29 protein-coding genes and 2 pseudogenes are annotated in these 26,910 nt (G+C 35.3%); 22 read left to right on the plus strand and 9 right to left on the minus strand.

The genetic code is table 11. The features are described from left to right. The first annotated feature begins 120 nt into the window (after window positions 1-120). Genes ACSG5Z_RS15495 through ACSG5Z_RS15510 form a run of 4 tightly spaced genes read left to right on the plus strand, consistent with a single transcriptional unit; the run spans window position 121 to window position 3,066 of the window. A complete protein-coding gene (locus ACSG5Z_RS15495; protein WP_087984112.1) occupies window positions 121-684 on the plus strand; it encodes a GNAT family N-acetyltransferase in 564 nt (187 codons plus the stop codon). Continuing rightward, entirely contained in the window at window positions 681-1,385 is a 705-nt protein-coding gene (locus tag ACSG5Z_RS15500) for an SDR family NAD(P)-dependent oxidoreductase (RefSeq protein ID WP_435711700.1), read from the plus strand. The genes ACSG5Z_RS15495 and ACSG5Z_RS15500 overlap by 4 nt, the downstream gene beginning before the upstream one ends. Beyond that, window positions 1,382-2,155 carry a GNAT family N-acetyltransferase gene (locus tag ACSG5Z_RS15505; protein WP_137035965.1) on the plus strand — a complete coding sequence of 258 codons (774 nt, stop codon included), beginning with the start codon at window positions 1,382-1,384 and terminating at the stop codon, window positions 2,153-2,155. The genes ACSG5Z_RS15500 and ACSG5Z_RS15505 overlap by 4 nt, the downstream gene beginning before the upstream one ends. A gap of 11 nt (window positions 2,156-2,166) precedes the next feature. Then, complete coding sequence (locus tag ACSG5Z_RS15510) at window positions 2,167-3,066, plus strand: PhzF family phenazine biosynthesis isomerase (protein ID WP_435711701.1); 900 nt, start codon at window positions 2,167-2,169, stop codon at window positions 3,064-3,066. 82 nt (window positions 3,067-3,148) lie between these two features. On the opposite strand, the gene ACSG5Z_RS15515 is transcribed toward ACSG5Z_RS15510, so the two are convergent. Next, window positions 3,149-3,358 carry a hypothetical protein gene (locus ACSG5Z_RS15515; RefSeq protein ID WP_044443258.1) on the minus strand — a complete coding sequence of 70 codons (210 nt, stop codon included), beginning with the start codon at window positions 3,356-3,358 and terminating at the stop codon, window positions 3,149-3,151. A gap of 176 nt (window positions 3,359-3,534) precedes the next feature. Here ACSG5Z_RS15515 and ACSG5Z_RS15520 point away from each other — a divergent pair, with 176 nt between their 5' ends. The 16 genes and pseudogenes from ACSG5Z_RS15520 to ACSG5Z_RS15595 all read left to right on the plus strand — a co-directional run bounded on the left by ACSG5Z_RS15520 (window position 3,535) and on the right by ACSG5Z_RS15595 (window position 18,735). After that, window positions 3,535-4,374, plus strand: coding sequence for a phosphotransferase family protein (locus ACSG5Z_RS15520; protein ID WP_097858388.1), 840 nt, complete (start codon window positions 3,535-3,537; stop codon window positions 4,372-4,374). A 27-nt stretch (window positions 4,375-4,401) separates the two neighbouring features. Continuing rightward, window positions 4,402-4,962 carry a DUF7010 family protein gene (locus ACSG5Z_RS15525; protein WP_435711702.1) on the plus strand — a complete coding sequence of 187 codons (561 nt, stop codon included), beginning with the start codon at window positions 4,402-4,404 and terminating at the stop codon, window positions 4,960-4,962. Window positions 4,963-4,987: 25 nt separating this feature from the next. Beyond that, entirely contained in the window at window positions 4,988-5,812 is an 825-nt protein-coding gene (locus ACSG5Z_RS15530) for an MBL fold metallo-hydrolase (protein WP_087984118.1), read from the plus strand. A 17-nt stretch (window positions 5,813-5,829) separates the two neighbouring features. Then, window positions 5,830-6,396 carry an SGNH/GDSL hydrolase family protein gene (locus tag ACSG5Z_RS15535; protein WP_098191082.1) on the plus strand — a complete coding sequence of 189 codons (567 nt, stop codon included), beginning with the start codon at window positions 5,830-5,832 and terminating at the stop codon, window positions 6,394-6,396. A gap of 358 nt (window positions 6,397-6,754) precedes the next feature. Then, window positions 6,755-7,150: a transcriptional regulator SpxA gene (gene spxA, locus ACSG5Z_RS15540; protein ID WP_000236196.1), complete on the plus strand. Its 396-nt coding sequence runs from the start codon at window positions 6,755-6,757 to the stop codon at window positions 7,148-7,150. A 30-nt stretch (window positions 7,151-7,180) separates the two neighbouring features. Then, on the plus strand, window positions 7,181-7,315 hold the full coding sequence (locus ACSG5Z_RS15545) for a BA3454 family stress response protein (RefSeq protein ID WP_000573513.1): 135 nt from the start codon (window positions 7,181-7,183) through the stop codon (window positions 7,313-7,315). 194 nt (window positions 7,316-7,509) lie between these two features. Beyond that, window positions 7,510-7,923, plus strand: a complete 414-nt coding sequence (saiR, locus tag ACSG5Z_RS15550; protein ID WP_435711703.1) for an Rrf2-family transcriptional regulator SaiR — start codon at window positions 7,510-7,512, stop codon at window positions 7,921-7,923. A 124-nt stretch (window positions 7,924-8,047) separates the two neighbouring features. Then, window positions 8,048-8,383, plus strand: coding sequence for an IDEAL domain-containing protein (locus tag ACSG5Z_RS15555; protein WP_000987459.1), 336 nt, complete (start codon window positions 8,048-8,050; stop codon window positions 8,381-8,383). Between the two features lie 1,156 nt (window positions 8,384-9,539). Then, the gene (locus tag ACSG5Z_RS15560; protein WP_046954708.1) at window positions 9,540-10,859 is read left to right on the plus strand and encodes an aromatic amino acid transport family protein; all 1,320 of its coding nucleotides are present in this window, start codon (window positions 9,540-9,542) and stop codon (window positions 10,857-10,859) included. 107 nt (window positions 10,860-10,966) lie between these two features. Then, window positions 10,967-11,389 (plus strand): annotated as a pseudogene (locus ACSG5Z_RS15565) (STAS/SEC14 domain-containing protein). Window positions 11,390-11,607: 218 nt separating this feature from the next. After that, window positions 11,608-12,117, plus strand: coding sequence for a heme-degrading domain-containing protein (locus ACSG5Z_RS15570; RefSeq protein WP_170968437.1), 510 nt, complete (start codon window positions 11,608-11,610; stop codon window positions 12,115-12,117). A gap of 389 nt (window positions 12,118-12,506) precedes the next feature. After that, entirely contained in the window at window positions 12,507-13,991 is a 1,485-nt protein-coding gene (gene zwf / locus ACSG5Z_RS15575; protein ID WP_087984121.1) for a glucose-6-phosphate dehydrogenase, read from the plus strand. Window positions 13,992-14,114: 123 nt separating this feature from the next. After that, a complete protein-coding gene (gnd, locus tag ACSG5Z_RS15580; RefSeq protein WP_087984122.1) occupies window positions 14,115-15,008 on the plus strand; it encodes a phosphogluconate dehydrogenase (NAD(+)-dependent, decarboxylating) in 894 nt (297 codons plus the stop codon). A gap of 51 nt (window positions 15,009-15,059) precedes the next feature. After that, on the plus strand, window positions 15,060-15,728 hold the full coding sequence (gene fsa / locus ACSG5Z_RS15585; RefSeq protein ID WP_435711704.1) for a fructose-6-phosphate aldolase: 669 nt from the start codon (window positions 15,060-15,062) through the stop codon (window positions 15,726-15,728). Between the two features lie 267 nt (window positions 15,729-15,995). After that, window positions 15,996-17,537 carry a gluconokinase gene (gene gntK, locus ACSG5Z_RS15590; protein WP_149237135.1) on the plus strand — a complete coding sequence of 514 codons (1,542 nt, stop codon included), beginning with the start codon at window positions 15,996-15,998 and terminating at the stop codon, window positions 17,535-17,537. A 136-nt stretch (window positions 17,538-17,673) separates the two neighbouring features. Next, window positions 17,674-18,735: a lactonase family protein gene (locus ACSG5Z_RS15595; protein ID WP_435711775.1), complete on the plus strand. Its 1,062-nt coding sequence runs from the start codon at window positions 17,674-17,676 to the stop codon at window positions 18,733-18,735. A gap of 68 nt (window positions 18,736-18,803) precedes the next feature. Here the strand turns inward: ACSG5Z_RS15595 and ACSG5Z_RS15600 are convergent, their stop codons facing one another. After that, on the minus strand, window positions 18,804-18,980 hold the full coding sequence (locus ACSG5Z_RS15600) for a DUF1272 domain-containing protein (protein ID WP_060487780.1): 177 nt from the start codon (window positions 18,978-18,980) through the stop codon (window positions 18,804-18,806). Window positions 18,981-19,175: 195 nt separating this feature from the next. On the opposite strand from ACSG5Z_RS15600, the gene ACSG5Z_RS15605 reads away from it, so the two are divergent. Beyond that, window positions 19,176-19,997 carry a pentapeptide repeat-containing protein gene (locus ACSG5Z_RS15605; RefSeq protein ID WP_435711705.1) on the plus strand — a complete coding sequence of 274 codons (822 nt, stop codon included), beginning with the start codon at window positions 19,176-19,178 and terminating at the stop codon, window positions 19,995-19,997. A 43-nt stretch (window positions 19,998-20,040) separates the two neighbouring features. Here the strand turns inward: ACSG5Z_RS15605 and ACSG5Z_RS15610 are convergent, their stop codons facing one another. Continuing rightward, window positions 20,041-20,430, minus strand: a complete 390-nt coding sequence (locus ACSG5Z_RS15610) for a DMT family transporter (protein WP_435711706.1) — start codon at window positions 20,428-20,430, stop codon at window positions 20,041-20,043. Window positions 20,431-20,555: 125 nt separating this feature from the next. Further along, window positions 20,556-20,924, minus strand: a pseudogene (locus ACSG5Z_RS15615) (DMT family transporter); the annotation flags it as partial. Window positions 20,925-21,251: 327 nt separating this feature from the next. Between ACSG5Z_RS15615 and ACSG5Z_RS15620 the strand changes: the two are divergent. Beyond that, window positions 21,252-22,037 (plus strand): glycosyltransferase family 2 protein, encoded by a 786-nt coding sequence (locus ACSG5Z_RS15620; protein WP_080377619.1) that lies wholly within the window; start codon window positions 21,252-21,254, stop codon window positions 22,035-22,037. Here the strand turns inward: ACSG5Z_RS15620 and ACSG5Z_RS15625 are convergent. The 5 genes from ACSG5Z_RS15625 to ACSG5Z_RS15645 form a co-directional block, all read right to left on the minus strand. After that, a complete protein-coding gene (locus ACSG5Z_RS15625) occupies window positions 22,006-22,929 on the minus strand; it encodes an NAD-dependent epimerase/dehydratase family protein (RefSeq protein ID WP_435711707.1) in 924 nt (307 codons plus the stop codon). The two genes, ACSG5Z_RS15620 and ACSG5Z_RS15625, sit on opposite strands and share 32 nt — an antisense overlap. Continuing rightward, window positions 22,926-24,149: a methyltransferase domain-containing protein gene (locus ACSG5Z_RS15630; RefSeq protein WP_435711708.1), complete on the minus strand. Its 1,224-nt coding sequence runs from the start codon at window positions 24,147-24,149 to the stop codon at window positions 22,926-22,928. The genes ACSG5Z_RS15625 and ACSG5Z_RS15630 overlap by 4 nt, the downstream gene beginning before the upstream one ends. A 12-nt stretch (window positions 24,150-24,161) precedes the next feature. After that, window positions 24,162-25,217 (minus strand): CDP-glucose 4,6-dehydratase, encoded by a 1,056-nt coding sequence (gene rfbG / locus ACSG5Z_RS15635; protein WP_435711709.1) that lies wholly within the window; start codon window positions 25,215-25,217, stop codon window positions 24,162-24,164. Window position 25,218: 1 nt separating this feature from the next. Then, window positions 25,219-25,986: a glucose-1-phosphate cytidylyltransferase gene (rfbF, locus tag ACSG5Z_RS15640; RefSeq protein ID WP_149237140.1), complete on the minus strand. Its 768-nt coding sequence runs from the start codon at window positions 25,984-25,986 to the stop codon at window positions 25,219-25,221. A gap of 114 nt (window positions 25,987-26,100) precedes the next feature. After that, window positions 26,101-26,895 (minus strand): glycosyltransferase family 2 protein, encoded by a 795-nt coding sequence (locus tag ACSG5Z_RS15645; protein WP_098802396.1) that lies wholly within the window; start codon window positions 26,893-26,895, stop codon window positions 26,101-26,103. Between the last annotated feature and the right edge of the window lie 15 nt (window positions 26,896-26,910).

The raw sequence follows: 26,910 nt of genomic DNA on the forward strand, positions 1-26,910 counted from the left end.
CAGTTATGTACAAAGCATAACTGGATTTTTGTTTGTAAAGAACATAATAATTTACTAGATTTTGTATTTATTGTAAGATAATAAAGAATATTCAATCATTAATTAAAGGAAGAGATATAAATGAAGCTGCCGCTATTGCAAATAGAGACAGAGAGACTTATGATTCGTCCGTTCCAAAATGATGATTATGAAAGTTGGTTCGATGGATTTCATAAGAGGTTACCATCGCAGTATAAATATGACGATGGCTATCAAGTTATGGCATCATCGACGAAAGAATGGTTCACGGAATGGATTAGAGGGTTTGATGAAGCAGCACATCGAGATGAGATGTATGTATTAGGTATTTTTCGTAAAGAAGATGGGGCTAATATTGGGAAGCTAGAGCTTATAAAAATTTTACGTATGGACTATCAATGGGCGGTGATGGGGTATTCCATACATAATCAATACTGGAAAAATGGATATGGTATTGAAAGTGTGAAAGCTGCGTTATCGTTATTTTTTAATAGTCTTCATTTCCATAGAATTGAATTACATATACATGTTGATAATGAGCCATCCGTTCGTCTTGCGGAAAGAACAGGTTTTTCACTTGAATGCAAGAGAGAGGCGTTTTCTTTAGAGAATGGTAAATGGATGGACTTTCTTATTTATTTTAAAAATAAGGAGATGGATATATGAGAGTTCTAATTACAGGGGGAAATCGCGGGTTAGGGTTACAGTTAGTAAAAGTATTTCATGAAAATGGGCATATCGTTTATCCGTTAGTTAGAACTGAAGTTGCGGTAACGCAATTGAAGCAAATGTTTAGTTGTAGATGTTTTCCTATATTGGCAGACTTATCACTTGATGAGAGTACGGAGCAGATTAAGAATCAGCTCGAGGGATATACAGAGTATATGGATCTAGTTATAAATAACGCTGGAATTACTGGAAAGGAGACTGAGATTTTACATATAAATTCAGAAGAGTTAACGGACTTATTTAATATTCACTGCTTAGGCGTAATTCGAGCTGTAAAAGGTACATATGTGGCTTTAGCTAAATCGGATCAGCCGAGAATAATAAATATGTCCTCTCGGTTAGGATCACTACATAAAATGGCGAACAAAGAGTTTCCGCAAGGACAGTTCTCATATTCCTATCGAATTGCTAAAGCTGCGCAAAATATGTTAACACTTTGTTTACAACAAGAGTTTGAGAATAAAGGAATTCGTGTAACGGCAATTCACCCAGGAAAATTAAAGACTGATATCGGTGCCTTTGATGCGAATATGACTCCGGCTGAAGGAGCGCAAAATATATATGATTGGGTAATTGATTCAAATGAGGATGTTTCAGGGAAGTTTATTGAGCCAGGGATAGGAGAATTAAAGTGGTGATATACGATCTTACAATCATTCAGAATCTATTTGGTCCCTCTAAAAAAGTATTAAATGGTTTACCAAATGCAGTAACGATTGAAGAGATAGAAGAAGATGCCTTTTATAACGTACAAACTTATAAAGAAAAGATAAGTAGATTTGAAGAAATTTGTTTTAACTGGGAGTTGAAAAGAGCGAGTATTGTATTAAATAAAAGGTTTAGTAGTTATAACTCAAGTGCGAGAGTGTTACTTGATGCGGATTTTTCTTTACATGCAGCAAAGATAGAAGTGTGTAGAGAGTTAGACGATATAGAGGCGCTTGAAAAACAATTTACATATCGTTCAATAGGAGAAACGTTATCGGCAAAAGATTTTAAATACATTTGGGAGCAATGTATGTTGAACTCAGGAAATCAAACTTCCATTTTAAATATTGATGAGCATTTTCATTCAGTGCAAACAGAATTAGGTAAAGGTTGGGAGAAGTCATGCATTGTTTTTTATGATAAAAATGAGCCAATTGGTTTGTCCATACCGCATATAGAGACTGGAACAGAAAGTGAAGGGCGATTATTTTACTTTGGGGTAATGCCTCATTATCGCGGGAAAGGAATCTCTTCGCAACTGCATCTTCAATCTTTACATATGTTAAAGGAAATGGGCGCTACTTATTACATCGGAAGCACACATACTTCAAATGAAAAGATGCAGAAGATATTTTGGAGAAATCATTGTTCGGTGAAAACAGAGATAGAGCTTTATTATAAAATTTTTAAAGAAAGTTAGGAGAAAAGAAAATGAAGACTATAAACGTATTTCATTATGACGCATTCACGAATAAACCGAATATGGGGAATCCAGCAGGTATTGTATTAGAGGCGGATGGATTAACGGAAGGAGAAATGCAGCGTATTGCTGAAAAAGTTGGGTTTAATGAAACATCCTTTGTTCTTTCTTCAAAAGAAGCAGATATAAAGATTCGCTATTTTACTCCCGGTCATGAAATGGATTTATGTGGTCATGCGACAGTAGGGACTATATATGCGCTTCATGAAAGGGGGTTATTAGAAGGGAATCATAATTTAACAATTGAAACGAAGGCAGGGATTTTGCCGATACATATAGGTGCGAATGAAAGTGGAGAAACTTTTATTAAAATGAGACAAGCAAAACCCCAGTTTCAAAGTTTTACAGGCTCCCAAGAGGCATTAGCGCACAGCATTGGTCTGGAAGTAAATGATTTAGATGGAAAATTACCAATTGTATATGGAAGTACTGGTATTTGGACTGTAATTGTACCTGTTAAAAATCTAGAAGCATGTGAGAAAATGAAACCTAATAATAATGAATTTCCATTTGTGTTAAAAGAAATACCAAATGCCTCTATTCATCCGCTTTGCACAGAAACATATAATGCAGAAGCAAAAATGCACGGTCGTCATTTTTCATCACCTTACTCTGGAACAATAGAAGATCCAGTGACAGGAACAGCTTCAGGTGTAATGGGAGCGTACTATGCGATGTATTTGGAGAAAGGTTTTGACCATAAAATGGAATTAATCGTTGAACAAGGACAGGAAATGAATAAAGATGGACGTGTAACGGTATATGTAACGAAAGATGTAGAAAATGAGAAATTACAAATAGATATTGCTGGAACAGCGGTGTATGTGAAAGAGTTTAAAGTTTCAATATAAAGTGAAACTTTAATCAGTGGGGGTCTTACTGCCAGTTAATGTGGGATAAAAAAAGAAAGCCCGGAATACATCCAGACTTTCATTATCTGTTCAACACTTCAATATACGAAGCATCTCCAGTTGTTCTTAAAGCAGAGCGGAAATTGTTGTTTTCTAACGTTTTAGCGACTTGTTGTAATTGCTGTGCATCATCATGATGGATAAGTAAGCTGTCAGCACCGCTTTCTTCTATATGAATGTGTTCGACACTTCCAATGGCATCATGTACTGCTTTTAAAAATTCAGGTTTCATATTGTCCTCCTAATATGTATGTAACGTTGTTGTTAGTATTTCCTTATTTTTGAAATATAAAAGTAAATGAATTTTTGTTATATTAAGATTTTGGAAGGGGTTTCCTATTCGTTTGTCAAATAATAGTAAAGTTGTCTTTTGAATTGGGGGGATCTTCGAAATTAAAGGGTGAGAGAATGGACATTTCAATAATTGCTGCACAACTAGTTAAAGAGAAAGTTATTTCACATGCTCCAAATAGCGTAAAAGCGTTGAACGGAGGAACGACAAGTACTGTATATTTGTTGGACGAAAAATATGTAGTAAAGCTGAATGAAGCGGAAGTAATACGTGAAGAAGCTCATTTTCTTTCTTTTTATGAGGGGAATACTTTATTTTCAAAGCTTTTGTATAAGGAACCTTTACATACATATTTCGTGTATTCTTTCCTGGAAGGTAATACTTCGTGTAAACAAGGATATAAACGAAGTACGCTTCGTACACTTGTAAAAGAAGTTATCAATAAGTATAAAATGGTTCCAGAGGCAGGAGGCTGGGGATGGAAAGAAAGTCCGGTTCAATCTTGGAATGAATTTTTAACTGCAAATGTGATGGAAGCTTATGAAAATGTAAGATGTTACATAAGTGAAGAAGAATATAGAACGGTTCTTAAACTAGCAAATAGGAAAGCCGGAGTAAATCACCCCTTTTTATTACATGGTGATTTCGGATTTCATAATTTTATATTCCGGCAGAATAAGTTACATGGAGTAATTGATCCGTTACCAGTCCTTGGAGATCCTTTATATGATTTAATTTATGCGTTCTGTTCAACTCCTGAAGATGTAACGAAAGAAGCAATTGATTTTGCGATGAAGCAATGTGTATTTCATAAAAAAGAACGAGATTTGTACGAGGAGATAGTCATAGGATTATATTTGCGTATAGATACATGTTTAAGACACCACCCCAAAGATTTAGAAGATTACTTAGTAGCTTGGCGTTATTGGATGGACGAAATTGAGCCGGCTTTATAGTACAAATAGTTTGGGGGAGATAGTGAAATGAACATTCTAGAAGCAAAAAGAGATTTAGCACAAAGAACGAAAAGAGGATTTCCAGTTATAATAGCTGGTATTTTATTTTGGATTGTAGCAAGTGTAACGGGTATCCTTCTTTCAGAAAAACAAGTTGTGTGGGTGTATTTAATTGGTATGGGTTGTGTATTTCCTTTTGGCTTAATGATAGCTGCTATATTGAAAATTGATATGTTTGCGAAAGGAAATCCGCTAGGAACTTTAGCTGGATTAATTGGCGGGATAAATGTATTAAATATTCCGTTTGTATTACTTGCCTATTTTCAATTTCCAGAGTGGCTACCTTTTGTAGTAGCGATGTTAATAGGGGTTCATTTTGTACCGTACGTATGGATTTATGAAAGTAAAAGTTATGGTTTATTGTCAGTAGGGACTGTGCTCGTAACGTCAGTTTGCGGGATTCTTTTTGCAGACAATGGATTTACTGCCATTCCATTGGCAGTTACAGTTGTCTACTTACTGACTCTAATCAGTTTATTAATTGAAAATAAAAAAGTAGATCATTATCAACAAAAATCAGCTTCATAAAAATATAGGGATAGGGGGAATTATTATGAAAAATTTCGTTTGTACAACGTGCGGCGTACAGTATGCAGCGAGTGTGGAAGAACCGGTAAGTTGTGTTATTTGTGATGAGGAGAGACAATATGTGAATCCGAAAGGACAGTCTTGGACGACTTTAGAAAACTTGCAATCGAGTGGTACATATAAAAATGAAATGATAGAAGAAGAAAATGGGCTTTATAGTATTACGACAAAACCGACATTTGCAATTGGTCAAACGGGATATGTAGTAAAAACGGAAGCGTATCGATTACTATGGGATTGTATTACTTATTTAGATGAAACGACAATTGAGAAGATAAAGGAGTGGGGCGGGTTAGATGCGATAGCACTATCTCATCCTCATTATTATTCAACGCAAGTAGAATGGGCAGAAACGTTTGATGTACCAATCTATATACATGAAGACGATAAAGAGTGGGTAGTACGCCCGAGTAGTCGTATTATTTATTGGTCTGGCGAGTCTTTACAATTAGCGGACGGAATTACTATTCATCGTCTCGGAGGACATTTTAGCGGCGGTTCTGTATTACATTGGGAAGAAGGAAATGGTGGGAAAGGTATTTTATTAACAGGTGATATTATTCAAGTCGTAGCGGATCAGCAGTGGGTGAGTTTCATGTACAGCTATCCAAACTTAATTCCATTACCAGCGAGAAAAGTGGAGGAAATGGCGAATCGAGTGAAGCCGTTACAGTTTAATCGTTTATATAATGCTTTTCACCGAGTAGTGAAAGAGAATGCCAATGAGGCAGTGGAACGTTCTGCTGAAAGATATATTAAGGCGGTAGAAGGAAAGTTATTTCATACGTAAAAGGAGATTTAGTTTTTATGAATACGTTAGTATGCTTTGGTGATAGTATTACAGCTGATGAAACGTTTTTTGATGAAACGCCGAGGTTAACACCGCGTTTGCGGGAGATGTTTCCAAATTGGAAGGTGGTAAATGCGGGGGTTCCGGGTGATAATACGTTCGATGCGTTACATAGGATTGAAGATGATGTACTATCACATAAACCAGACTTCGTAACAGTTTTTCTTGGTACGAATGATTCGGTATTATTTGATCCAGTACCATTGCAAGTATACAAAGACAATTTAGGGAAGATTGTAAGTATGATTTCACCAGAAAAGATATTACTTATTAGTCCTGCGCCAGTTGATGAAGAACGCCAGCATAATAGAACAAATAAAGTACTTGGTCAGTATGCAGACGTAGTAGAGGAAGTGGCGAAGGAAACAGGAAGTTATTTTCTAAATTTATATGCTGAAATGATTCAAGAGCCTCATTATAAAAGATTAGTAGAAGATGATGAAAAAGACGGTTTACATTTTGGCCGACAAGGTTATGAATATGTAGCGGAGTTAATTGGTAAAAAGTTAAAAGGGATTTTGTAAGAAGCAAAGTGTACGCGCTTTGCTTTTTTTGTCCGCGTATTTCTTCCTACAATGCTGCTGTGTTCAAGGCAGTAGCTTTTATTATGCTAAACATGTCGGGAAGAAATGAATAAAGTGGAATATAATTTATTTCGCTAATGGAATGCATCCAAGACTTAACAGTTGATTAATGGAACTGTAAAGTTTAAAATTACAGTATAGTTTTTAGAAGTGAGTTGCTATTGTTTGTAAAAAACAGATAAATTAAATATTCTCGAATAAAAAATATAACGTGTATTTCATTCTAAACTGTAATTTTTTTTAATACATTTCAATAATCTATATAATAATTTAAAAAGTAAAGGAGTGTGTGTAAAATATGGTGATTTTATATACGACAGCAAGCTGTAGTTCGTGCCGAAAAGCAAAAGCATGGCTTGAAGAACATCAAATTGATTATACCGAAAAAAATATCGTATCAAATTCGCTTACAGTTGATGAACTTAAATCCATTCTTCGTTTAACTGAAGATGGTGCTACCGAAATTATTTCAACTAGATCTAAAACTTTTCAGGAATTAAATATAAATATTGAGGCGCTTTCGCTTAATGAGTTTTATAAATTAATAATTGAGTATCCTCAAATGTTACGTCGTCCAATTATGCTGGACGAAAAAAGATTACAGGTTGGTTTTAACGAGGAAGAAATTCGCAAATTTTTACCGCGTAGCGTTCGAACATTTTTGAATATTGAATTGCAAAAAATGGCTAATTAATAAGTAATATTTTGAAAGGAGGAAACAGAAGTGATTGAAGTATGTGTTACAGTTAATTATAAAGATAGAAACTATCACACAAATGTTATTGTGAGTAAAGATACGATTTGGACAAAAATTAAACAATTGGCAGAAGAACAAGTTAAGAAACAGTGGACTGTTTAAATTTATTTGCAACTTAAAAAGCTACATGAAGTTAGGAGATATAGGGGAGTTCTGATAGAATATAAAGGGATTTATTTTTTCATGCTAAGCATGATTCTTATATATTTTAACGTTTGACTAACCTATCTGTAATATTTATGGCTACAGTATGTTACTAAGCGAGAAATCATATTTTTTATCGTAGGAGGACAACGATGAACAGCGACTTTACCTTGGCCATTCACAGTTTAACTTATTTAGCTTTACAGCCAGATCGGATGTCAACAAGTAATGCTATTTCAGAAAGTGCAGGTGTTCATCCAGTACGCATTCGCAAAGTGCTAAGTTTGTTAAAAAAACATAAGTTTATACAATCAAGAGAGGGAACTGGTGGAGGTTTTATTTTTGCCCGTGATTTAAGTGAAATTAATCTTTGGAATATGTATCAAATAACCTCTGAAGGTGCATTGCAGCCGAAGTGTCCAGAATCAAATGATCAGTGTATTGTAGGTTCGAACATGCGGAAAGTTCTTTTTGCTATTTTCTTAGGTGCGGAAGAACATCTAGGTGAATATTTAAAGAATTATACAATGAAAGAAGTTGTTGACCTTATTAATCAAGAACGTTAAACGGCTTAATTATTATGTAGCCGTGAGTTCTTAAAAAACAACTGTAATAAAAAAGATTACAGTTGAAGTTAGTTTTTATATCTTTTTTATCGTTACAAAAAATATTTATAAGAAGGTGAAAAGTATGATGTCAAATAATAATCATGTTTTAAAAGTGGGAGATTGGGTTCGTGGAATATCAAATGAGGGTGAATTCATAGTTGGTTACATTGTATCACTTGATGAAGTGGAAGATGTAGTTACAGTTAGCATTGTGAAACGTGACGACAAGTACACAATGAACGAAGCGATTTTACTCTTTAGTAAACACGTTAACAAACTCCCTGAATCAAAAGTAATAAATAAGGAGCAAATCCTTTATCTTATAGACCTTGCATTATTAACAGGGGATGAAGAGTGGTTTATTGAGCTTTCTGCAAAATTAAACTTGATAAAAGAGCTAGTTAATGAGGGGTTTTAAAGATTACATTACTTGCTTTTAATAGGATGAATCGTGTAATAATCAATAATATCGTCTAAAAGTAAATGAACTAAAATCCATTCATTACAAACATAGAAATATCCCTGAAGAAGATTTGAAAAAACTAAAATTAAGATGACATTGAAGTGATTCGTTTGCCTACACCTAACAATGATAATGATGTAAATAAGCTGTCCATATATGGACAGCTTATTTTATTTTTTCGTTTAGCGAAGATTTTTGCGAAATGTTAGCGGTTCTCTTATTGTCATCAAGTTAAAATATGTATTTTCCTAAAAATGTATATGAATGCAATATTGATAATATATAACCTAAAAATTGGTTTATGCATTTAAAAAGAAATTTCTTTTTAACCACGTTAATTATTTATTAGAATATCTTTTTAAAATCAAAATAAAATTTTTAGATAAAGAAGAATATAAAAATTTTTAAAATGAGTATCTTGAATAAACAATATTTTACTGTGTTTTTTGCTGATTAATTCCGTTATAAGCGATAGGAACAAGGGTTGCATGCTAACTGTAAATTATTATCCATGTAAAATTATATCTATTGAATATTTCTGAAAATATAAAAATATTAATTTTATAAATATACACGTTATAATGAGGGCGTCGAGAGAAATTTTATGATCTCTGGAGAAAATATAAAAAATGCGATTAATAGAAAGAAAGGCGTGTGATTAGAGGCGAAATGTATGTAAAGTGCTTCAGTGGCTTGTGTAATCAATACCATAAATGCTGCCGAAGTTATGAAAGTGATGTATAGAATTGAGAAAGAAATGCCTCATAAATGAAGAGAGGCCGGTTTATCTAAAATTACTGTTACAAGTAAGTAAGAGAAACCATTAAAGTAACACACTGTTATTAGAAATGTTGCAACGTATTTATGAAGTCTATTCAATATTGTTCTCTTAAGCGGTCTTTATATAAAGAGCGGATAGTACGAGTAAACTTTTTTGTGAACGCTAACATTTATGTTAGGACGCTAACTAGCGAATGTTTCAATTTGGATTCATTATGATGAAGGACATACAATGTGGGGCAACTTGTAAGGAATTTATTTTCCGAAAAAAGGGAATGTTCGTTAGCTATAAAGAGATACGCAAGAATAGGATACAAGGGGGAGTTATTATATGAACGGGAATACTGCAAAGAAAATAGAAGTTCAAGCTGAAAATATCGCACTAGAAAATGAGCAATATGCAGATCCGAAAAAGTGGCATAAGCAGGATACTACATGGGCATTGAGCCTATTTGGAACTGCAATTGGAGCAGGGGTGCTCTTTTTACCGATTAATGCAGGTTCAGGTGGTTTATTATCATTACTACTAATTACATTGCTTGCATATCCAGTTATGTATTACTCACATAGGGCACTTGCTAAAATGATATACGCTTCTAATTCTGCTGATGAGGGGATCACAGGTACAATTAGAGAGTATTTCGGAAATAAAGCAAGTATCATTTTTAACATCGTATATTTCGGTTCAATTTATACAATCGTGCTAATGTATTCGGTTGCGCTTACAAATACTGCAAGTAGTTTTATCGTGCATCAATTGCACATGCCAGAGCCTCCAAGGGCTATTTTATCACTTGTATTAGTTCTTGGTCTTATCGCTATACTGAATTTTGGTCAAGATATTACTGTAAAAATCATGAGTATGCTAGTGTATCCTTTCATAGCTTCTCTACTTTTTATCGCAATATCTTTAATTCCACAGTGGAATACGTCAATGCTTAGCTTTTCAGCTGTTTCTACTGCTTCAACAGGAACAGGATATTTTGGAACGATACTGTTGATTCTACCAATCATCGTATTCTCATTTAATCATTCACCTATGATTTCATCATTTGTTGTAAAACAGAGAGCTACGTATGGAATAGAAGCTACTGATGCTAAATGTGCGCAAATACAAAAAGTTTGTTATATCATGACATTCGCTGTAGTTATGTTCTTCGTTTGGAGTAGTACATTAAGCTTGACTCCAGAGGATTTAAAAATGGCAAAAGAGCAAAACTTATCAATCCTTTCATATCTTGCTAATGAGCTTAATTCACCTGTAATTACGATTGCAGCTCCAATCATTGCTTTTGTGGCTATTACAAAATCTTTCCTTGGCCATTATATCGGAGCATTTGAAGTAATGCGTGACATGATTATTAAGTTCGGTAAATCACGTGGAAAAGTTATTGAAGAAAAAACAATTAAAACAATCGTCCTTACTTTTGTTGTATTATCATGCTGGTTTGTTGCTTATACAAATCCAAGTATTCTTGGACTTATTGATTCTCTAAGCGGTCCATTAGTTGCTGCTATCTTATGTCTATTACCGATGTATGCGATTCAAAAAGTACCAGTACTAGCTAAATACAAAGGGAAAATGAGTAACGTATTTGTTATTATTGTAGGTGTACTTACTGTTTTAGCAAGTATTAAATCATTATTCTAATTCACGATTGTTAGTTCTAATGCAAAATAGAACGATTTTGGGACAGACTTCTCCGTTTGGAGAGTCTGTCCCTTTTTAATGCGTTACAGTTTGATCTTATTGATTTTATGAGGGATTCACGCATAATTGTAACTAAGGGAGATGATTTTAGATTGAGTAAACTGAATATTAGTACAACGGTTTCCGGAGATATAATTGTTACTCGTCTTATAGGCAAGATTAAAACAGATGATGTTTATGAATGGTTTAATCGCTTCGAGCAAGTTTGTCAGCAATTCATTTCCGAGGGACGGAAATACAAATTGCTGGTAGATAGAAAAGGGTAGACGCCAGATCATTTTTCTGTTCAAAAAGTATGGAAAGATAAGTTTTTCAATGAAACGATTTTGAATCACAGTAAGGCAATTGCTTTTCTCCTTGAAGAAGGGGAGATAATGAATTATTTACAACAATCTAATACAAAAAAATATGTAAAATTTTTCGATGATTATGAACAAGCATTCCTTTGGTTGAATGAATATCCTAGATAAAACTTTTAGTGAACCAGTTGCTTAAGCAACTGGTTTTTTTATGCTTGTAAGTAGTAGCTGGAAGAAAACTTCTATACGAAATGTTTAGCGCTAGAGGACATACATTTTTAGTGCGTTAAATATAATTCATAATAGCACCAAGAAGAAAAGAATAAGCTTTACGTTATTAGTTATATGGAAAGTCCGTACGGTAGGGTCGCATAATTTTAAAAATAGCAATGTGGCATAAAGTGAGTAAGGGGGATAAACATATGAGTACTTCAAATTTGAATGAAATAAGTAAACAAATTTTAATAGAGGAGGAAACACTTCAATTTTCCTCTTTTACAAATGAAGATGCACTGCAAATAGGTTTATTTATCGTTGAAACAGCGAAAAAGGAAGGGAAATTGATTGCTGTTGATATAGCGAAAAATGGTGTGCAATTATTTCATTTCAAGATGACGGGGACAACTGAGGAAAATACGAAATGGATTGAGCGTAAAAAACGAGTTGTTTCTTTGCACAATCATAGCTCGTATTATATGCAAATACAAAGTGAAATAACGGGTGTTCCATATAATGAAAAGTATCTTTTAGATAGGTCGGATTATGCTGCGTTTGGTGGTTGCGTTCCTGTGCAAATAAAAGACGTAGGAGTTATTGGAATGATAACAGTTTCAGGGTTACCACCAGAAGAAGATCATGAATTAGTTATAAGGGCAGTTAAAAATCATTTAAAGCAATAATAAAAAGGAAAAACCGAACAAGAATATGTTCGGTTTTTCCTTTTTATTATTCAGTTCATGAACATATTTTTAATAAGATGTTACGAAATGAAAAATCTTTAATTCAAGACACTTTCCTTGACGATAATAATCTATGTAGTTAATATGATAGACATAAAATAACTTAATTACCTTTTGTAATTGAGTTATTTTATATAAGTGTAACTGAGTAAGTAGGATGTGGGGAAAATGCTTTGAATTGCCACTATTAATATTGGGGACAATTAGAAAGCGACAAATATAAAAAATTAGAAGTTAAGAAGTAAGATTGGATCAACAATAATAGTAGCTTCTGTACAATGCATTCTTACTATATTGGCAATGACTATACATCACGAGGAGGACTGAAATTGGAATCGATGACCTTTGTTTTATTTGGAGCGACAGGGGATTTAGCGAAAAGGAAAATTTACCCCGCGCTATATAACTTATATAGAGATCAAAAGCTTCCAAAGCCAATATCTGTTATCGGGCTTGGAAGACGTGAAGTATCTCATTTAGATTTTCAAAAAAGAGTAAAAGAATCCATAGAAACTTTTTCTCGTCGCAGAGAAGAAGGTACTCCGAAAATAGAAGATTTTTTAGAGTATTTTCGTTATTGTCCGTTAGATGTGAATAAGCCAGAAGATTATAAAAGGTTATTACAAGTAGTTCATGAAAGGGAAGAAGAACAAAATATACAAGGGAATAGAATGTTCTACCTTTCAGTTACTCCTGACTTCTTTGAGACCATTGCTTTAAATATTAAAGAAAGTGGACTTGATAAAACAGATGGATGGAAGCGTCTAATGATTGAGAAACCGTTTGGTCATGATCTTACATCTGCCCGAGGGCTGAATGATAAGCTTAGTCGAACGTTTGAAGAAGACGAAATATACCGTATTGATCATTATTTAGGTAAACCGATGGTTCAAAATATTGAAGCACTTGAATTTGCAAATCCTGTTCTTCAATCGATTTGGAATAAAGAACATATAGCGAATGTACAAATAACAGCTAGTGAAACGGTTGGGGTAGAAGAAAGGGCAGCATATTATGATCATGCAGGAGCCATTCGCGATATGGTTCAAAATCATATGCTGCAAATATTAATGATGACTGCTATGAATCTGCCGGAAAAGATTAATGCATGTGAAATTCGTGAGGAAAAACGAAAAGTGATGGAGACTCTTCGTAAAGTGAAAAAAGAAGACGTTCAGAACCATATCATTCGCGGACAATATGCTTCAGGGGAGATAAAAGGACAACAAGTTGTGGCGTATAGAGAGGAGCCAGGAGTAAATCCTTCTTCTCAAACAGATACATTTGTTGCGGCTCGCTTATGGATTGATAACCCATTTTGGACTGATGTTCCTTTTTACATACGAACAGGAAAAAGAATGAAAGAAAAGTCTACTCGTATTGTAATTGAGTTTAAAAATACATTAAAACAGCAGTATCAAGATAGTAATCCAAATGCAGCGCCTAATTTGTTAATCATTGAAATTAGCCCAAATGAAAATGTTTCACTCCAATTAAATAGTAAAAATCCATTGAACAATGGAGAGCTTGAACCGATCCGTATTCATTTTACTTGTGAGCAAACAGGAGTGGGAATACCTGAAGCTTACGAAAGGCTTATCTATGATGCTGTATGTGGAGATTCTACATTCTTTGCACACTGGAGAGAAGTTGAATTGTCATGGGAATGGGTGCAGCCAATACTTGAAGCATTCGAAGAAAACTTGTTACCACTTCATGAATATAAGTCGGGTTCGTATGGTCCAGATGCTGCAAATGCTCTATTACAAGAAAGTGAGTTTAAATGGTGGTTAGATGAGGAAGTGAAAAAATAAGTACATTCTTACATGAAGGTATTTCATACGTTTCTTTATATGTAAAACAATATGACAAAAAGATATTCATCATTTTATTAACATGTATTTATGATGAAAGGTAATTCAAGGAGGAATTATATTATGAGAGTAGGATTAATTGGTTTAGGTAAAATGGGATTAAATTTAGGGAAGAATTTAATGGATCATAAACATGAAGTAGCAGCATTTGATTTAAATACGAGTGCAGTGGAAGAAATGAAAGAGTATGGTGCTACAGGTGTATCTAGCTTAAGTGAACTCGTTCAATCATTACAATCACCAAGAATTCTTTGGGTTATGGTACCACACGCTGTCGTTGATTCTGTTATTGATGAAGTTACACCATTGCTATCAAAAGGAGATATTTTAATTGAAGCTGGTAATTCACATTATAAAGAGTCAATTCGCCGATATGAGCAACTAAAGAAAGATGGCATTCACTTTATGGATGCAGGAACTTCTGGCGGAATGGAAGGCGCGCGTAATGGAGCTTGTTACATGATCGGAGGAGATCAAGAAGCTTGGGACATCGTTGAACCTATCTTCCATGATACAGCTGTAGAAAATGGATTCTTATATGCAGGAAAAGCTGGTAGCGGTCACTTCTTAAAAATGATTCATAACGGAATTGAATACGGAATGATGGCTGCTATTGGTGAAGGATTTGAGGTTTTAGAGAAGAGTGAATTTGATTACGATTATGAAAAAGTATCAAGAGTATGGAACAACGGTTCAGTCATTCGTTCATGGTTAATGGAATTGACTGAAAACGCATTTTCTAAAGATGCAAAACTGGATGAAATTAAGGGCGTTATGCATTCTTCTGGTGAAGGAAAATGGACAGTAGAAACAGCATTAGACCTTCAAACAGCAACTCCTGTTATCGCAATGTCTCTATTAATGCGCTACCGCTCATTAGACAATGATACGTTTACAGGGAAAGTTGTAGCAGCACTGCGTAATGAGTTTGGCGGACATGCAGTAGAAAAGAAATAAACATTTTAAAAGTATAACTCGTTAATGTTTAAAAAATGGAGGAAATGAATTATGAAGTTTTTTATTGATACTGCAAATCTTGAGGACATAAAAAAAGCATATAAACTTGGAGTTTTAGCCGGCGTTACAACGAATCCTTCTTTAGTAGCGAAAGAGGGCATTAAGTTTGAAGACCGTATTGGAGAAATTTGTCAGGCAGTGCCTAAAGTTGAATCTGTTTCGGCAGAAGTAACTCCAGATGTTGTAGAAGCTGAAGAAATGATCTCTCAAGCAGAAGAACTGATTAAAATTAACGGTGGTGATAAAAACATCACGATAAAACTTCCGATGACGCTAGCAGGATTAGAAGCTTGTCGCTACCTTACTGAAAAAGGTGTGAAAACGAACGTTACACTTATTTTCACTGTGAACCAAGCCCTTTTAGCTGCTAGAGCAGGTGCAACGTATGTTTCACCATTTTTAGGTCGCCTAGATGATATTTCTGAAGATGGCGTACTATTAGTTGCTAAAATAGCTGAATTGTTCGATATTCATCAATTAGATACACAAATTATTGCGGCTTCTGTTAGACATCCAGACCATGTCACTCGTGTAGCAATGGCAGGTGCTCACATTGCAACAATTCCTTATAAAGTAATTGAACAACTTGCTATGCACCCATTAACAGACCAAGGTATTGAGAAGTTTGCTGCGGATTGGGCGAAAGCGCCTAAGTTATAAGGAAGTAAAGTTTACACAAATTGCTTTTTCACGAGAGGACCAATCTCTATGTAACTTCATCCTTTAAAATAAATCTCGAGTTTGGTACCTTATTACGTAAAAGCAGCGATATGAAAAGACACCATGCATTTTCAAAACAGCACAATGGTTATAAAAAGGATCCCCTTATGAGAGTGAAGTTTATGAAAACGTAGCTCTCATAAGGGAGCGTCTTTTTGTAGACACCATGGTGCTCTTTTGTTATAGGAATGATTTGAAAGGGGTTACATAGTGAGTTCGAAATATATGATTGGTGTAGATATTGGGACAACTAGTACAAAAGCAGTTTTGTTTTCGATCGATGGATCTGTTATTGCAAGCCATGGGATTGAATATCCTTTATATTCGCCCGCACCAGAAATAGCAGAACAAGATCCAGAAGAGATTTTTCAAGCGGTCATACATACGATTAAAGAGACTATACAATCAAGTAATGTACAGCCAGTTGATATTCTTTGTGTTTCTTTTAGTTCGGCAATGCATAGTGTCATTGTTGTAGACGAAGCAGGGAAGCCGTTAACGAGATGCATTACTTGGGCAGATAATAGAAGCGCAAGTTGGGCAGAAAAAATAAAGAATGATATGAATGGTCATGAAATTTACCTTCGTACTGGAACACCAACCCATCCTATGTCACCACTTTCGAAATTAGTTTGGCTTAAAAATGAACATGCTGATTTATTTGCAAAAAGCTATAAATTCATTTCTATTAAAGAATATGTTTTCTATAAGTTATTTAAGGAATATGTAATTGATTATTCTATAGCATCAGCAACAGGAATGTTCAATTTGAAATCTTTAAAATGGGATGAAGAAGCTCTTCGTGTTGCAGGAATTTCGGAGGAAAAGCTTTCTAAACTCGTTCCAACTACGCACACCTTAATAGGATTAGATGAAGAATTTGCAAGAGAGATGAATGTACTTGTTACTACTCCTTTTATAATAGGAGCGAGTGATGGAGTACTATCGAATTTAGGTGTGAATGCAATAGAACCTGGAGTAGTTGCTATTACAATTGGTACGAGCGGTGCAGTGCGAGTTGTCACAAATCATCCTGTAACGGATCCGAAGGGTAGGACTTTTTGTTATGCGTTAACTGAGGACCTTTGGGTAATTGGTGGACCGGTGAATAATGGTGGTATGATTTTTAGGTGGGTTCGTGACCAATTATGTGCGTTAGAAGTTGAGCATGGGAAGCGCTTAGGAAAAGATCCTTATGAATTGCTTACTGAAATAGCAGCAAAAGTTAATCCTGGATCTGATGGTTTATTATTTCATCCGTATTTAGCAGGAGAAAGAGCTCCTTTATGGAATGCGAATGCGCGGGGGTCTTTCTTTGGGCTTGGACTACATCATAAGAAAGAGCATCTTATCCGTGCTGTTTTAGAGGGAATCATTTATAACTTGTATACAGTTCTCCTTGCTTTAAAAGAACTAATTGGCGAACCGAAAAAAATTCAAGCGACAGGTGGCTTTGCAAGATCGGAACTTTGGAGACAGATGATGGCAGATATTTTTCATCAAGACGTATATGTTCCTGAAAGTTTCGAAAGCTCTTGTCTAGGAGCAGCTATCCTTGGTTTATATAGTTTAGGTGAAATAAATACATTACATGTAGTTTCTAATATGGTAGGTGCCAATTTTTATCATGAGCCAAACATGGAAAGTGTGGAGAAATATAAAGAATTAATACCGATCTATATTCGTTTGGCCCGTCACTTGGAAGAAGAATATGAAAGTATAGCAGCTTTTCAGAAAAAATGGGTTTAGAGGTTATTTGGCAGAAAAATATGGTAACTTATAAAGAGGTACTCCGATTTTTTAGGATATTCTTTCAATTAAAAATAGTTTTATGAACTTGGTAAGAAGTATGATGAACAAAAACTATAGGGAGAGGGTTATGAAAATGACGGATAACAAAGAGTTTATTGGATATGTTGGAACGTACACGAAAGAAAATAGTGAAGGGATATATACTTTTACTTTAAATACAGAAGCACAAAAAGTTAGTAATGTAACGCTTGCGGCTAAGCTGGATAACCCTACATATGTAACGATTAGCAAAAATAATCAATATCTCTATTCTGTTGTTAAGGAAGGCGAAGCTGGTGGTGTAGCTGCTTATTCGATTAACAGTTATACAGGAGAGCTAACGGAACAAAACAGACAAGTAGTAGAAGGGGCTTCTCCTTGTCATATTAGTGTGGATAGTGAAAACGGTACGGTAGTTACAGCAAATTACCATAAAGGAACAATTGAGTCTTTCGTAGTTAATGAAGAAGATGGAACTGTAAATCCTGTTACATCGATTATGGCAAATGAAGGTTCTGGTCCAAATAAAGAAAGACAAGAAAAACCACATGCGCATTACGCGGGATATACTCCTGATGAAAAATATGTGGTAGGCGTTGATTTAGGAATTGATAAAATCATTACGTATGAAATAAAAGATAGTAAGTTAAAGGAAGTGAATAGCTTGTCTGTAAACCCAGGAAGTGGTCCGAGACATATTGCTTTTCACCCGAACGGAAAGCATGCTTATGTCATGACTGAACTTAGCTCGGAAGTTATTGCATTATCATATAATCCGGAAGAAGGGTCCTTTACAGAGTTGCAGTATATTTCTACCGTTCCAAAAGAATTTGATGACAATAGTCAAGGAAGTGCTATTCATATTTCTTCTGACGGCCGTTTTGTGTATGCGGCGAATCGCGGTCATAATAGTATTGCTGTTTTCAGTGTGGATCAAAATTCAGGCCAGCTTACATTTGTTGCACATACATTTACAGAAGGAAATTGGCCGAGGGACTTTGTATTAGATCCGACTGAAAAGTTTCTTCTTGCTACAAATGAAAAGTCACATAACCTTGTGCTATTTTCAAGAAATGAAACGACAGGTGAGTTAACATTGTTACAATCTGATGTTATTGTACCAGAGCCTGTTTGTGTGAAGTTTTTGAACGTTTAATTTGTGATTGGTAGAATTTCTATATATCCCAAAAACAGTAAAAAAGCAAAGCGATATCGCTTTGCTTTTTATTGTTTCTTTTTCGGTCTACGTACTAATTCGCCGCCGCAGTTTGGGCAAACGTTGTGTCTTTCTTCTGTACACGGTGCACAAAATGTACATTCATACACGCAAATGTAGGCTTCGGAATTTGATTCGAGAGATTGATCGCAAATTTGACAGTTTGTTTTCATTTCGAGTGCCATAGTAAGTCTCCTTTTAGTTTGAATATTTATAACTTAATTATAATTCATTAGATAGAAGCTGTCTTTTTCAATTGAAAGGAAATCGAATGATAAAGTTATGATTTGAAATGAAAGAAGCTCATTTATTTTTAAATTGATTATTTAATAAGGTTGGAATATTATGAAATAGTCAAAAGACAACAGGGGGTATATATTTTGACTAATCATAACGATCATTTAAAAGCAAACTGCGAAAAATGCTTCGGTTTATGTTGCGTGGCGTTACCGTTCGCAGCATCGGTAGATTTTGCGGTGAATAAAGATGGCGGGACACCATGTTCTAACTTACAAACAGATTTTAAATGTAGCATACATAAAAATCTTAGAGGAAAAGGTTATAAAGGTTGTACAGTGTTTGAGTGTTTCGGGGCTGGGCAGAAGATTTCGCAAGTTACGTTTAACGGGATTGATTGGCGGAAAGATGCTAAGCATGCGAGAAAAATGTACGATGCTTTTCCAGTTATGCATCAGCTTCATGAAATACTGTGGTATTTGAATGAGGCTATTCTTTTGAAGGCGACACAATCGATTCATAAAGAACTAAGTAAAGCAATTGGAGAGACAGAGCGCTTATCAAATTTAAATGCGGACGAGTTAATGAAAGTAAATATTCCATTACACCGTGCGGAAGTAAATGTGTTACTTTTAGAAACGAGTGAGCTAGTTTGGAAGGAAATGAATGCTGCGCGTAAGAAACGAATTAGTCACCGCGGAGCAGACCTTATGGGAGCAAATTTGAAGAAGAAAGATTTACAAGGAGCGAATTTAAGAGGAGCTTATTTAATTGCGGCTAACTTAAATGGAGCAGATTTAAGAGGAGCAGATCTTATCGGAGCAGATTTGCGAGATGCAGATATTCGCGGGGCGGATTTCACAAATAGTATTTTTCTGACGCAAGTTCAAATTAATGCAGCGAAAGGGGATAAACATACGAAATTACCGAAAGTGTTGTCCCGTCCATCGCATTGGAGTGCGTAAAGAATGTGGAACAGGCAGAGATTAAGAATCTCTGCCTGTGTTTTCATTTCTTTTCAAACGTAGTAATGAAAACACTACATATAATAAGGATACCACCAATAAAAAAATTAATATTTAATGTCTCATTTAAGAGTAACCAACCAAGCAATGATCCGACGATAGGTTGGAAGAAGAAAAATAACGAACCGATGCTTGCGTCCATTAATTCTAACCCTTTATTCCAAAGGAAAAAGGCAACTGCCGTTGAGAGACTCCTAAATATACTACGCCTAATATTACGTACGTGTTTACTGTTTCGATAGAGGTTGATTGTAGTTCCCATATCATAAAAGGTGTAATGAAAAAGAGTGAAAAGAATATGGTGTACGTTGTGATAACTAAGGATGAAAATCGAGTTGAAGCAATCTTCACATAAATGGATAGTAAAGCCCACGTAATAGCGGCCCCGACTAATATAATTGTACCGATAAAATAGGAGCCAATTTCAATATCCCATCCAATGACGATAATAACACCGATTGTTGCTATGATAGTAGATAATAGTCTACGAGCGGTTAGTTTTTCTTTTAAAATGATCGCTGCAAATATAACCATAAATGCAGGTGTAGCTGATGTTACTAAAGAGCCTGTATGAGCGTCAGATAATTTTGTTCCGATAAATTGACAAGTAATCGAAATGAAATAGCCGATAAATCCAATCCAAGCGAAGAGTAACCAATCTTTTTTGTGAATGGTTACTTTTTTCTTTTGCTTTTTCTCAGCTATTTTCAAAATTGCATATAAAACAACGAAAGCGATAATAAAGCGTAGCCAAACGAGTGTCAGCGGTGGGATAAAGTCGAGTACGTATTTACTAACAACATACATACCGCCCCATATACTAGCTGCTAGTGATAAACATATAGCTCCTAAAATTGTTTGTTTCATGTAAAGTACCTCCGTCTATTTTTAGGGTATTATGAGTTCCCTAAGACGAGGCATAGTGTTAAGTGTTATATGAATGCCCGCCTTAGTTTATAGACGGCCTACAGGTTGATCATTTTCGAATGAAGTGTTGTAGTACATGAGTGCATTCCTCCTTCATAATTTAATAAAGATATTATAACTTAATTTTCAGTTTATTGGGATGTTTCTTTAGAAAATGGTGGTTGTCTAAGAAAGCATAGTATATGGTAGAAAAACATATTTTAAAAATAAAACAAACCAATTACATAACTGATAAGTATAGTAAGAGTAGGATGAAAAAGTAGATTAATAGAGAACGAGGAGGAGATTGTTATAACTACAACCGTTATTTCTCATTTTTACAATGAAGAGTATTTATTACCGTGGTGGCTTGCTCATCATACGAAACTGTTTGATCATGGCATTTTAATTAATAAAGGTTCAACAGATCGTTCGGTTGAAATTTGTAAAAAATTCGCACCACACTGGGAAGTACGAGATTCTGCAAATCCAGAATTTGATGCATTAGCGACAGATCATGAAGTGATGAGGATAGAACAAGAAGTAAAAGGATGGAAAATAATTTTAAATACGACCGAGTTTCTTTGTGTGCAAGATAAAAATCAGTTTTGGAAATCCCTGAATGAATTGGGAGGGAGGATGTATTGGCTGGAAGGGCTTATTATGGTCGATGATCTTAACTATAATTATCCGGACCTTAACTTTAGAATACCTTTAATGAAACAGCGATTTCATGGTTATTTACCAGAAGATTGGGCGTTATGGAGAAGAGGTAGATTTATTCATAATCATGAACACGGAAGTTATACGGTTGGGAGACATTTATCTGCACATGAATCTATGATTTATCCGCCATTTGCGTGTATTGCATGGTTTGGTTTCAGCCCTTGGAACGATGCGATGAGAAAGAGGAAATTACAAATTGGCCCGACTCTTTCTGAAGCTAGTAAGCATGGGGGAATGGGAACACATCATATTATTACACCTGAAAAATTAGAAGAATGGTATAAGGATTTAGCGAGAGGGACGAAGGATTTGCGTTTTAGTGGTGCGTATCGTTATGTTTTTTTATAAATGATTCCCACCATAAAATTGTTTCTTCGATCCCAGTATTTAGATCGTATGTTGGTTTCCAATTTACTTCAGTTTTTAAACGCTCTACATTAACCCCGACGAATAAAGGTTCATCTTTAGAGAAAGGAATCGCACCTAGTTTAATTAAATGTTCTTTTCCTAACTTTTTAGCAATGATAGAAGCTAATTCTTTAATTTGTACAGATTGACCAGAAGCGATATTGATTGTGCCTGTAACGCCATGTTCTAATACTGTTACGAGAGCATCAGCGACGTCGCTCACATGGAGGAAATCTCTTGATTGTTTTCCATGTGTACATAGTGCTTTCTCATTTTTTAATAAGGAAGTGATAATGTTAGAAACGAGCCGATTCCCTTGTTCGTGAGGGCCATACATATGAAAGATGCGGCCCCAACACATGCTGAGGCCGGTTTGCTCAGCGTACGTTTGTAGCCAAGAGTGTAGTGCGTTTTTACATAATGCATACGGTGTTTTATAGGAAAGAAGCGGTGAATCTTCAAATAGTACGCCGTTAAACCATTCGTACTCTGCGCCGGTGCCGGCAACAACGACTCGCTTTCCGCCGCATGTTGTGAAGTGCTGAATCAATGAGATGCTGGATGTAAGCCAATAGTAATTATTAATAGATACATAACAAGCTGGCGGCACTGCTTCCCAAGCTAAATGAATGAGATGACTAGGCTTCATGTCGTAAATGAGTTTTTTTACTTCTTCATCACAAAGTAAGTTTACTTTATGCCAGTGGCAAGGGATGTGAGAAGGCTTCTTTGTATGATAAGTGGCGTGCACCTCATAGCCCCTTTGTATAAGAGAATTTACAACATATTTACCAATCCATCCACTACCGCCTGTTACAAGAATTTTTTTCATGGCTCAATTACCTCAACTTCTGGAATGGTTACTAAAAATTTGCCGCCCCACTCACGAATGAAAGAGCATTCTTTCATAATTTCATCTTTCAAATTCCAAGGGAGTATGAGAATGTAATCAGGTTTTGTACGCTTAATTTCTTCTGGAGATTTTATTGGAATGCGTGTTCCTGGTAGTAGGAGATTTTGTTTGTGAGGGTTTTTATCTACTGTATAAGCTAAAAATTCTTTTCCTATTCCGCAATAATTTAAAAGGGTGTTTCCTTTAGCTGGTGCACCGTAACCAATAATTTGTTTGTTTAAAGCTTTTGCTTCGATAAAAAACTTTAAAATATTTATTTTCAATTGCTCGATGCGTTTAGAAAAAAGGAGATAACAATCTAATGTATTTAGCCCGTGATCTACTTCTTTTTCGATTAATTTTGTAACACTGGAATGGATAGTGGATTTGTCGCTATGATGTTTTACAAAAATACGTAAGGAACCACCGTGCGTTGCAAGCTCTTCTACATCGACAATTTGTAAATGATGATGAGCTAAAACTTTTTGAAGACTTATAAGTGAGAAATAGGAGAAGTGCTCATGGTAGATCGTATCAAACTGTTTAAAGGATATGAGATTTAATAAGTGCGGGAATTCAATTGTTATTGTTCCGTCTTGTTTTAATAACGTTTTTAAACCAGCGACAAAATCATGTAAGTTCGGGACGTGTGCCAATACGTTATTTGCGATGATTAAATCAGCTTTTGGTAATTTTTTTGCAAAGTCATTGCTGAAAAAATTCACTTCAGTAGGAATTCCTTTTTGGATAGCGATTTCTGCTACATTTTTTGCTGGTTCAATTCCTAACGTTTCGATATGTTCTTTTTGAAAATATTGTAATAAGTACCCGTCGTTACTCGCGATTTCAATCACCTTCGAATGATTGGTTAAGTTGAAACGCTTAATCGCCATTTCTACATATTGCTTAGCGTGTAGTAGCCAACTGGAGGAGTAAGAGCTGAAGTATAAATAGTCATGAAAAATGTTGTGCGGAGATTCAAATTCATCTAATTGTACAAGTAAACAAGAGTTACAAACAAATGTGTGCAGCGGATAGAATGGTTCCATTTTATAGGAGTGTTCAGGATCTACAAATGAGTTAGCGAGAGGGGAAACACCTAAATCTAGAAAAGTATTTGTTAGTAATGAGTGGCAAAAACGGCATTTTTTCAGTTCCATTTTATAGCCCCTTTATAATTTTTTGAATGCATCGATTTGTTGGCGCGTGAAAGGTTCCATATTTTCACCAGATGCATATTTCTTGTACCAATCAACAGTCCAAGCGATAGAGTGATCTGTTGATAACTTAGGAGTCCAACCGAGTTTATTTACTGCTTTTGTACTATCGAGTGTTAAAATAGGTGATTCATAAGGAGTGTTTGTATGAGGAGAAAGGATTGTTAGTGGTTTATTCCATAATTTCATTATAGATTGAATGACATTATGAACGGTTCTGTTAGGTTCATTTATCGGGCCGAAATTCCACGCCGCTGCACATTCGGCGTCTTTCCAAAGTTTTTCAGCTAAAAGGATATAGCCATGTAAAGGATCTAATACGTGTTGCCACGGGCGAATAGCGTTTTTGTTTCTAATATTTAATGTACCATCTTGTAAATATGCACGAATGATATCCGGGAATAATCGGTCTTCTGCCCAATCACCACCGCCGATGACGTTACCTGCTCTTACTGAGGCAAGATGCAGAGTGTTAGTGCGAAAGAATGATTTTTGATATGATGTTGCAACTAGTTCAGCACAAGCTTTACTAGCACTATAAGGATCGAAACCTCCTAGCCGGTCAGTTTCCACGAATGCCCGGTTACCGCTCCCGTCATTTTCATAACATTTATCACTTGTAACATTAATGATGCCGCGTATACTTTCTATATGTTTTGCCGCTTCTAATACGTGAACAGTACCTAAAACATTCGTCTTAAATGTTTCGATAGGATTTTTGTATGAAGTGGTGACGATTGGCTGGGCTGCTAAATGAAATAGTATGTCCGGGTTATGTTGTTTCAGGGCATGGAATAAAGAATCGTAATCTGTAATATCGCCTTTAATTGATGTGCATTCTTTTGCTACGTTACCTTGTTCAAAAAGGTTAGGGAAGGATGGGGGATGAGAAGAATAGCCAACTACTTCTGCGCCTAAAGAACTTAAAAAAAGGGTGAGCCATGAGCCTTTAAAGCCAGTATGTCCCGTAATGCATACTTTTTTCTTATTCCAAAAAGATGATGAAGCCATATTACCAAACCTTCCACGGAGCGTTATTACTTTCCCATAGCTCGACTAATTTATTTTTATCGCGCAATGTATCCATTGGATGCCAAAAACCAGTATGTTGATATGCAGCCAATTCGTTTTTGTTTACTAACTGAACTAAAGTGTCTGTTTCAAAAACAGATGTATCTCCACTAATGTAATTGAAAACATCAGGATTTAAAACGAAAAATCCACCGTTAACCCATCCGCCATCACCTAGTGGCTTCTCTTGAAAGGATGTTACAGATTGTTTATCTAAGACGAGAGAACCGAATCTACCAGGAGGTTGTACGGCTGTAACAGTAGCCGTTTTGCCGTGTTTTTTATGAAATGCAATGAGTTCTTTTATATCTACATTACTTAATCCATCGCCGTAAGTGAGGCAGAAAGGTTCGTCCCCGATGTAATTTTGTATTTTTTTAACTCGTCCACCTGTTTCGGTATTTAGACCGGTATTAATCAGTGTAACTTTCCATGGTTCTATACGATGAGAATGGTTAGTAATCGTATTGTCGTTTAAATGTATCGTGAAATCGGACATGTGTAAGTTGTAATTTAGAAAAAATTCTTTAATTACATATCCTTTATAGCCTAAGCAAATAATAAATTCAGTAATCCCGTAATGGCTATACAAACTCATAATGTGCCATAGAATAGGTTTTGTTCCAATTTCAATCATAGGTTTTGGTTTTAAATGAGTTTCTTCCCCAATCCTTGTTCCATATCCACCTGCAAGAATAACAGCTTTCATTTTTTCCTCCTAAAATAAAAATTTATAATATATACAGTATTCATATGAAATACAAATGGTATGGTTTTTAGCTAAGTGCGTAAAAATATGTGGAACATGATAGGATGAGAAATATTAAGGTTTGAATTTAGGGAATAATTGTTGGTAATCAGGGTGATTACGTAGATCCTGTGTTGCCTTAGTTAACATTAAAAATCGAGCTTCGAGTTCCTCAGAGGACCGACCATATTGTGTTTGAAGTCCCAATCGAATGCCCTTTTTTGAGAGGGTAGGTGTAATTTGTAATTTTCTTGCCTTTGTATGTTCGTTCCAAGGGCTAAAATAAAATTTAAAAATGAATGAAGGGGAGCTATAAACGATAGGTTGGTGCCGCGTAAAATGTCTGCCTGGTAAATATGCGCCATCAAGATGGTTGTGTATAAATCTCCAGGCACAGCCGATTTCTGGTTTATAAGGAAAGAGCCCGTGATATCGTTGCTCTACTAACGGAATAGAATATCTTAGTTTTGAATAATTGTAATTATGCTTATCAATCATTACAATCATTCTAATCGCATACATATTTTGGCCTAACGTATGAAGTGATGAGAAAAACTCTTCTACATTGTTACAACAAAGAAATTCCGTAGTATTTAATACCATTTTCCAACCGGAAACCTCTCTTTCAATTTCCATCACCTCAATATCAGTATTAGTGGGATCGAAATCAAGGAATCTTGAATTTCGTACTTCCCAGTTGGGAGCAAATAATTTACAAATTTCAACAGAACGATCTGTAGAACCTCTATTAATTAATATGCCGTGATCAAATATTTTTGTATGATGCATAAGCCACCATGGTAATAAATACTCCTCGTTATAAAAGTGAGAGATAATTGTCCTAGTGATTTTAATCTCCTCCAGTTGCATAAATAATGATTTTAT

The organism is Bacillus pretiosus (genome assembly GCF_051294775.1).
Lineage (GTDB): Bacteria > Bacillota > Bacilli > Bacillales > Bacillaceae_G > Bacillus_A > Bacillus_A wiedmannii.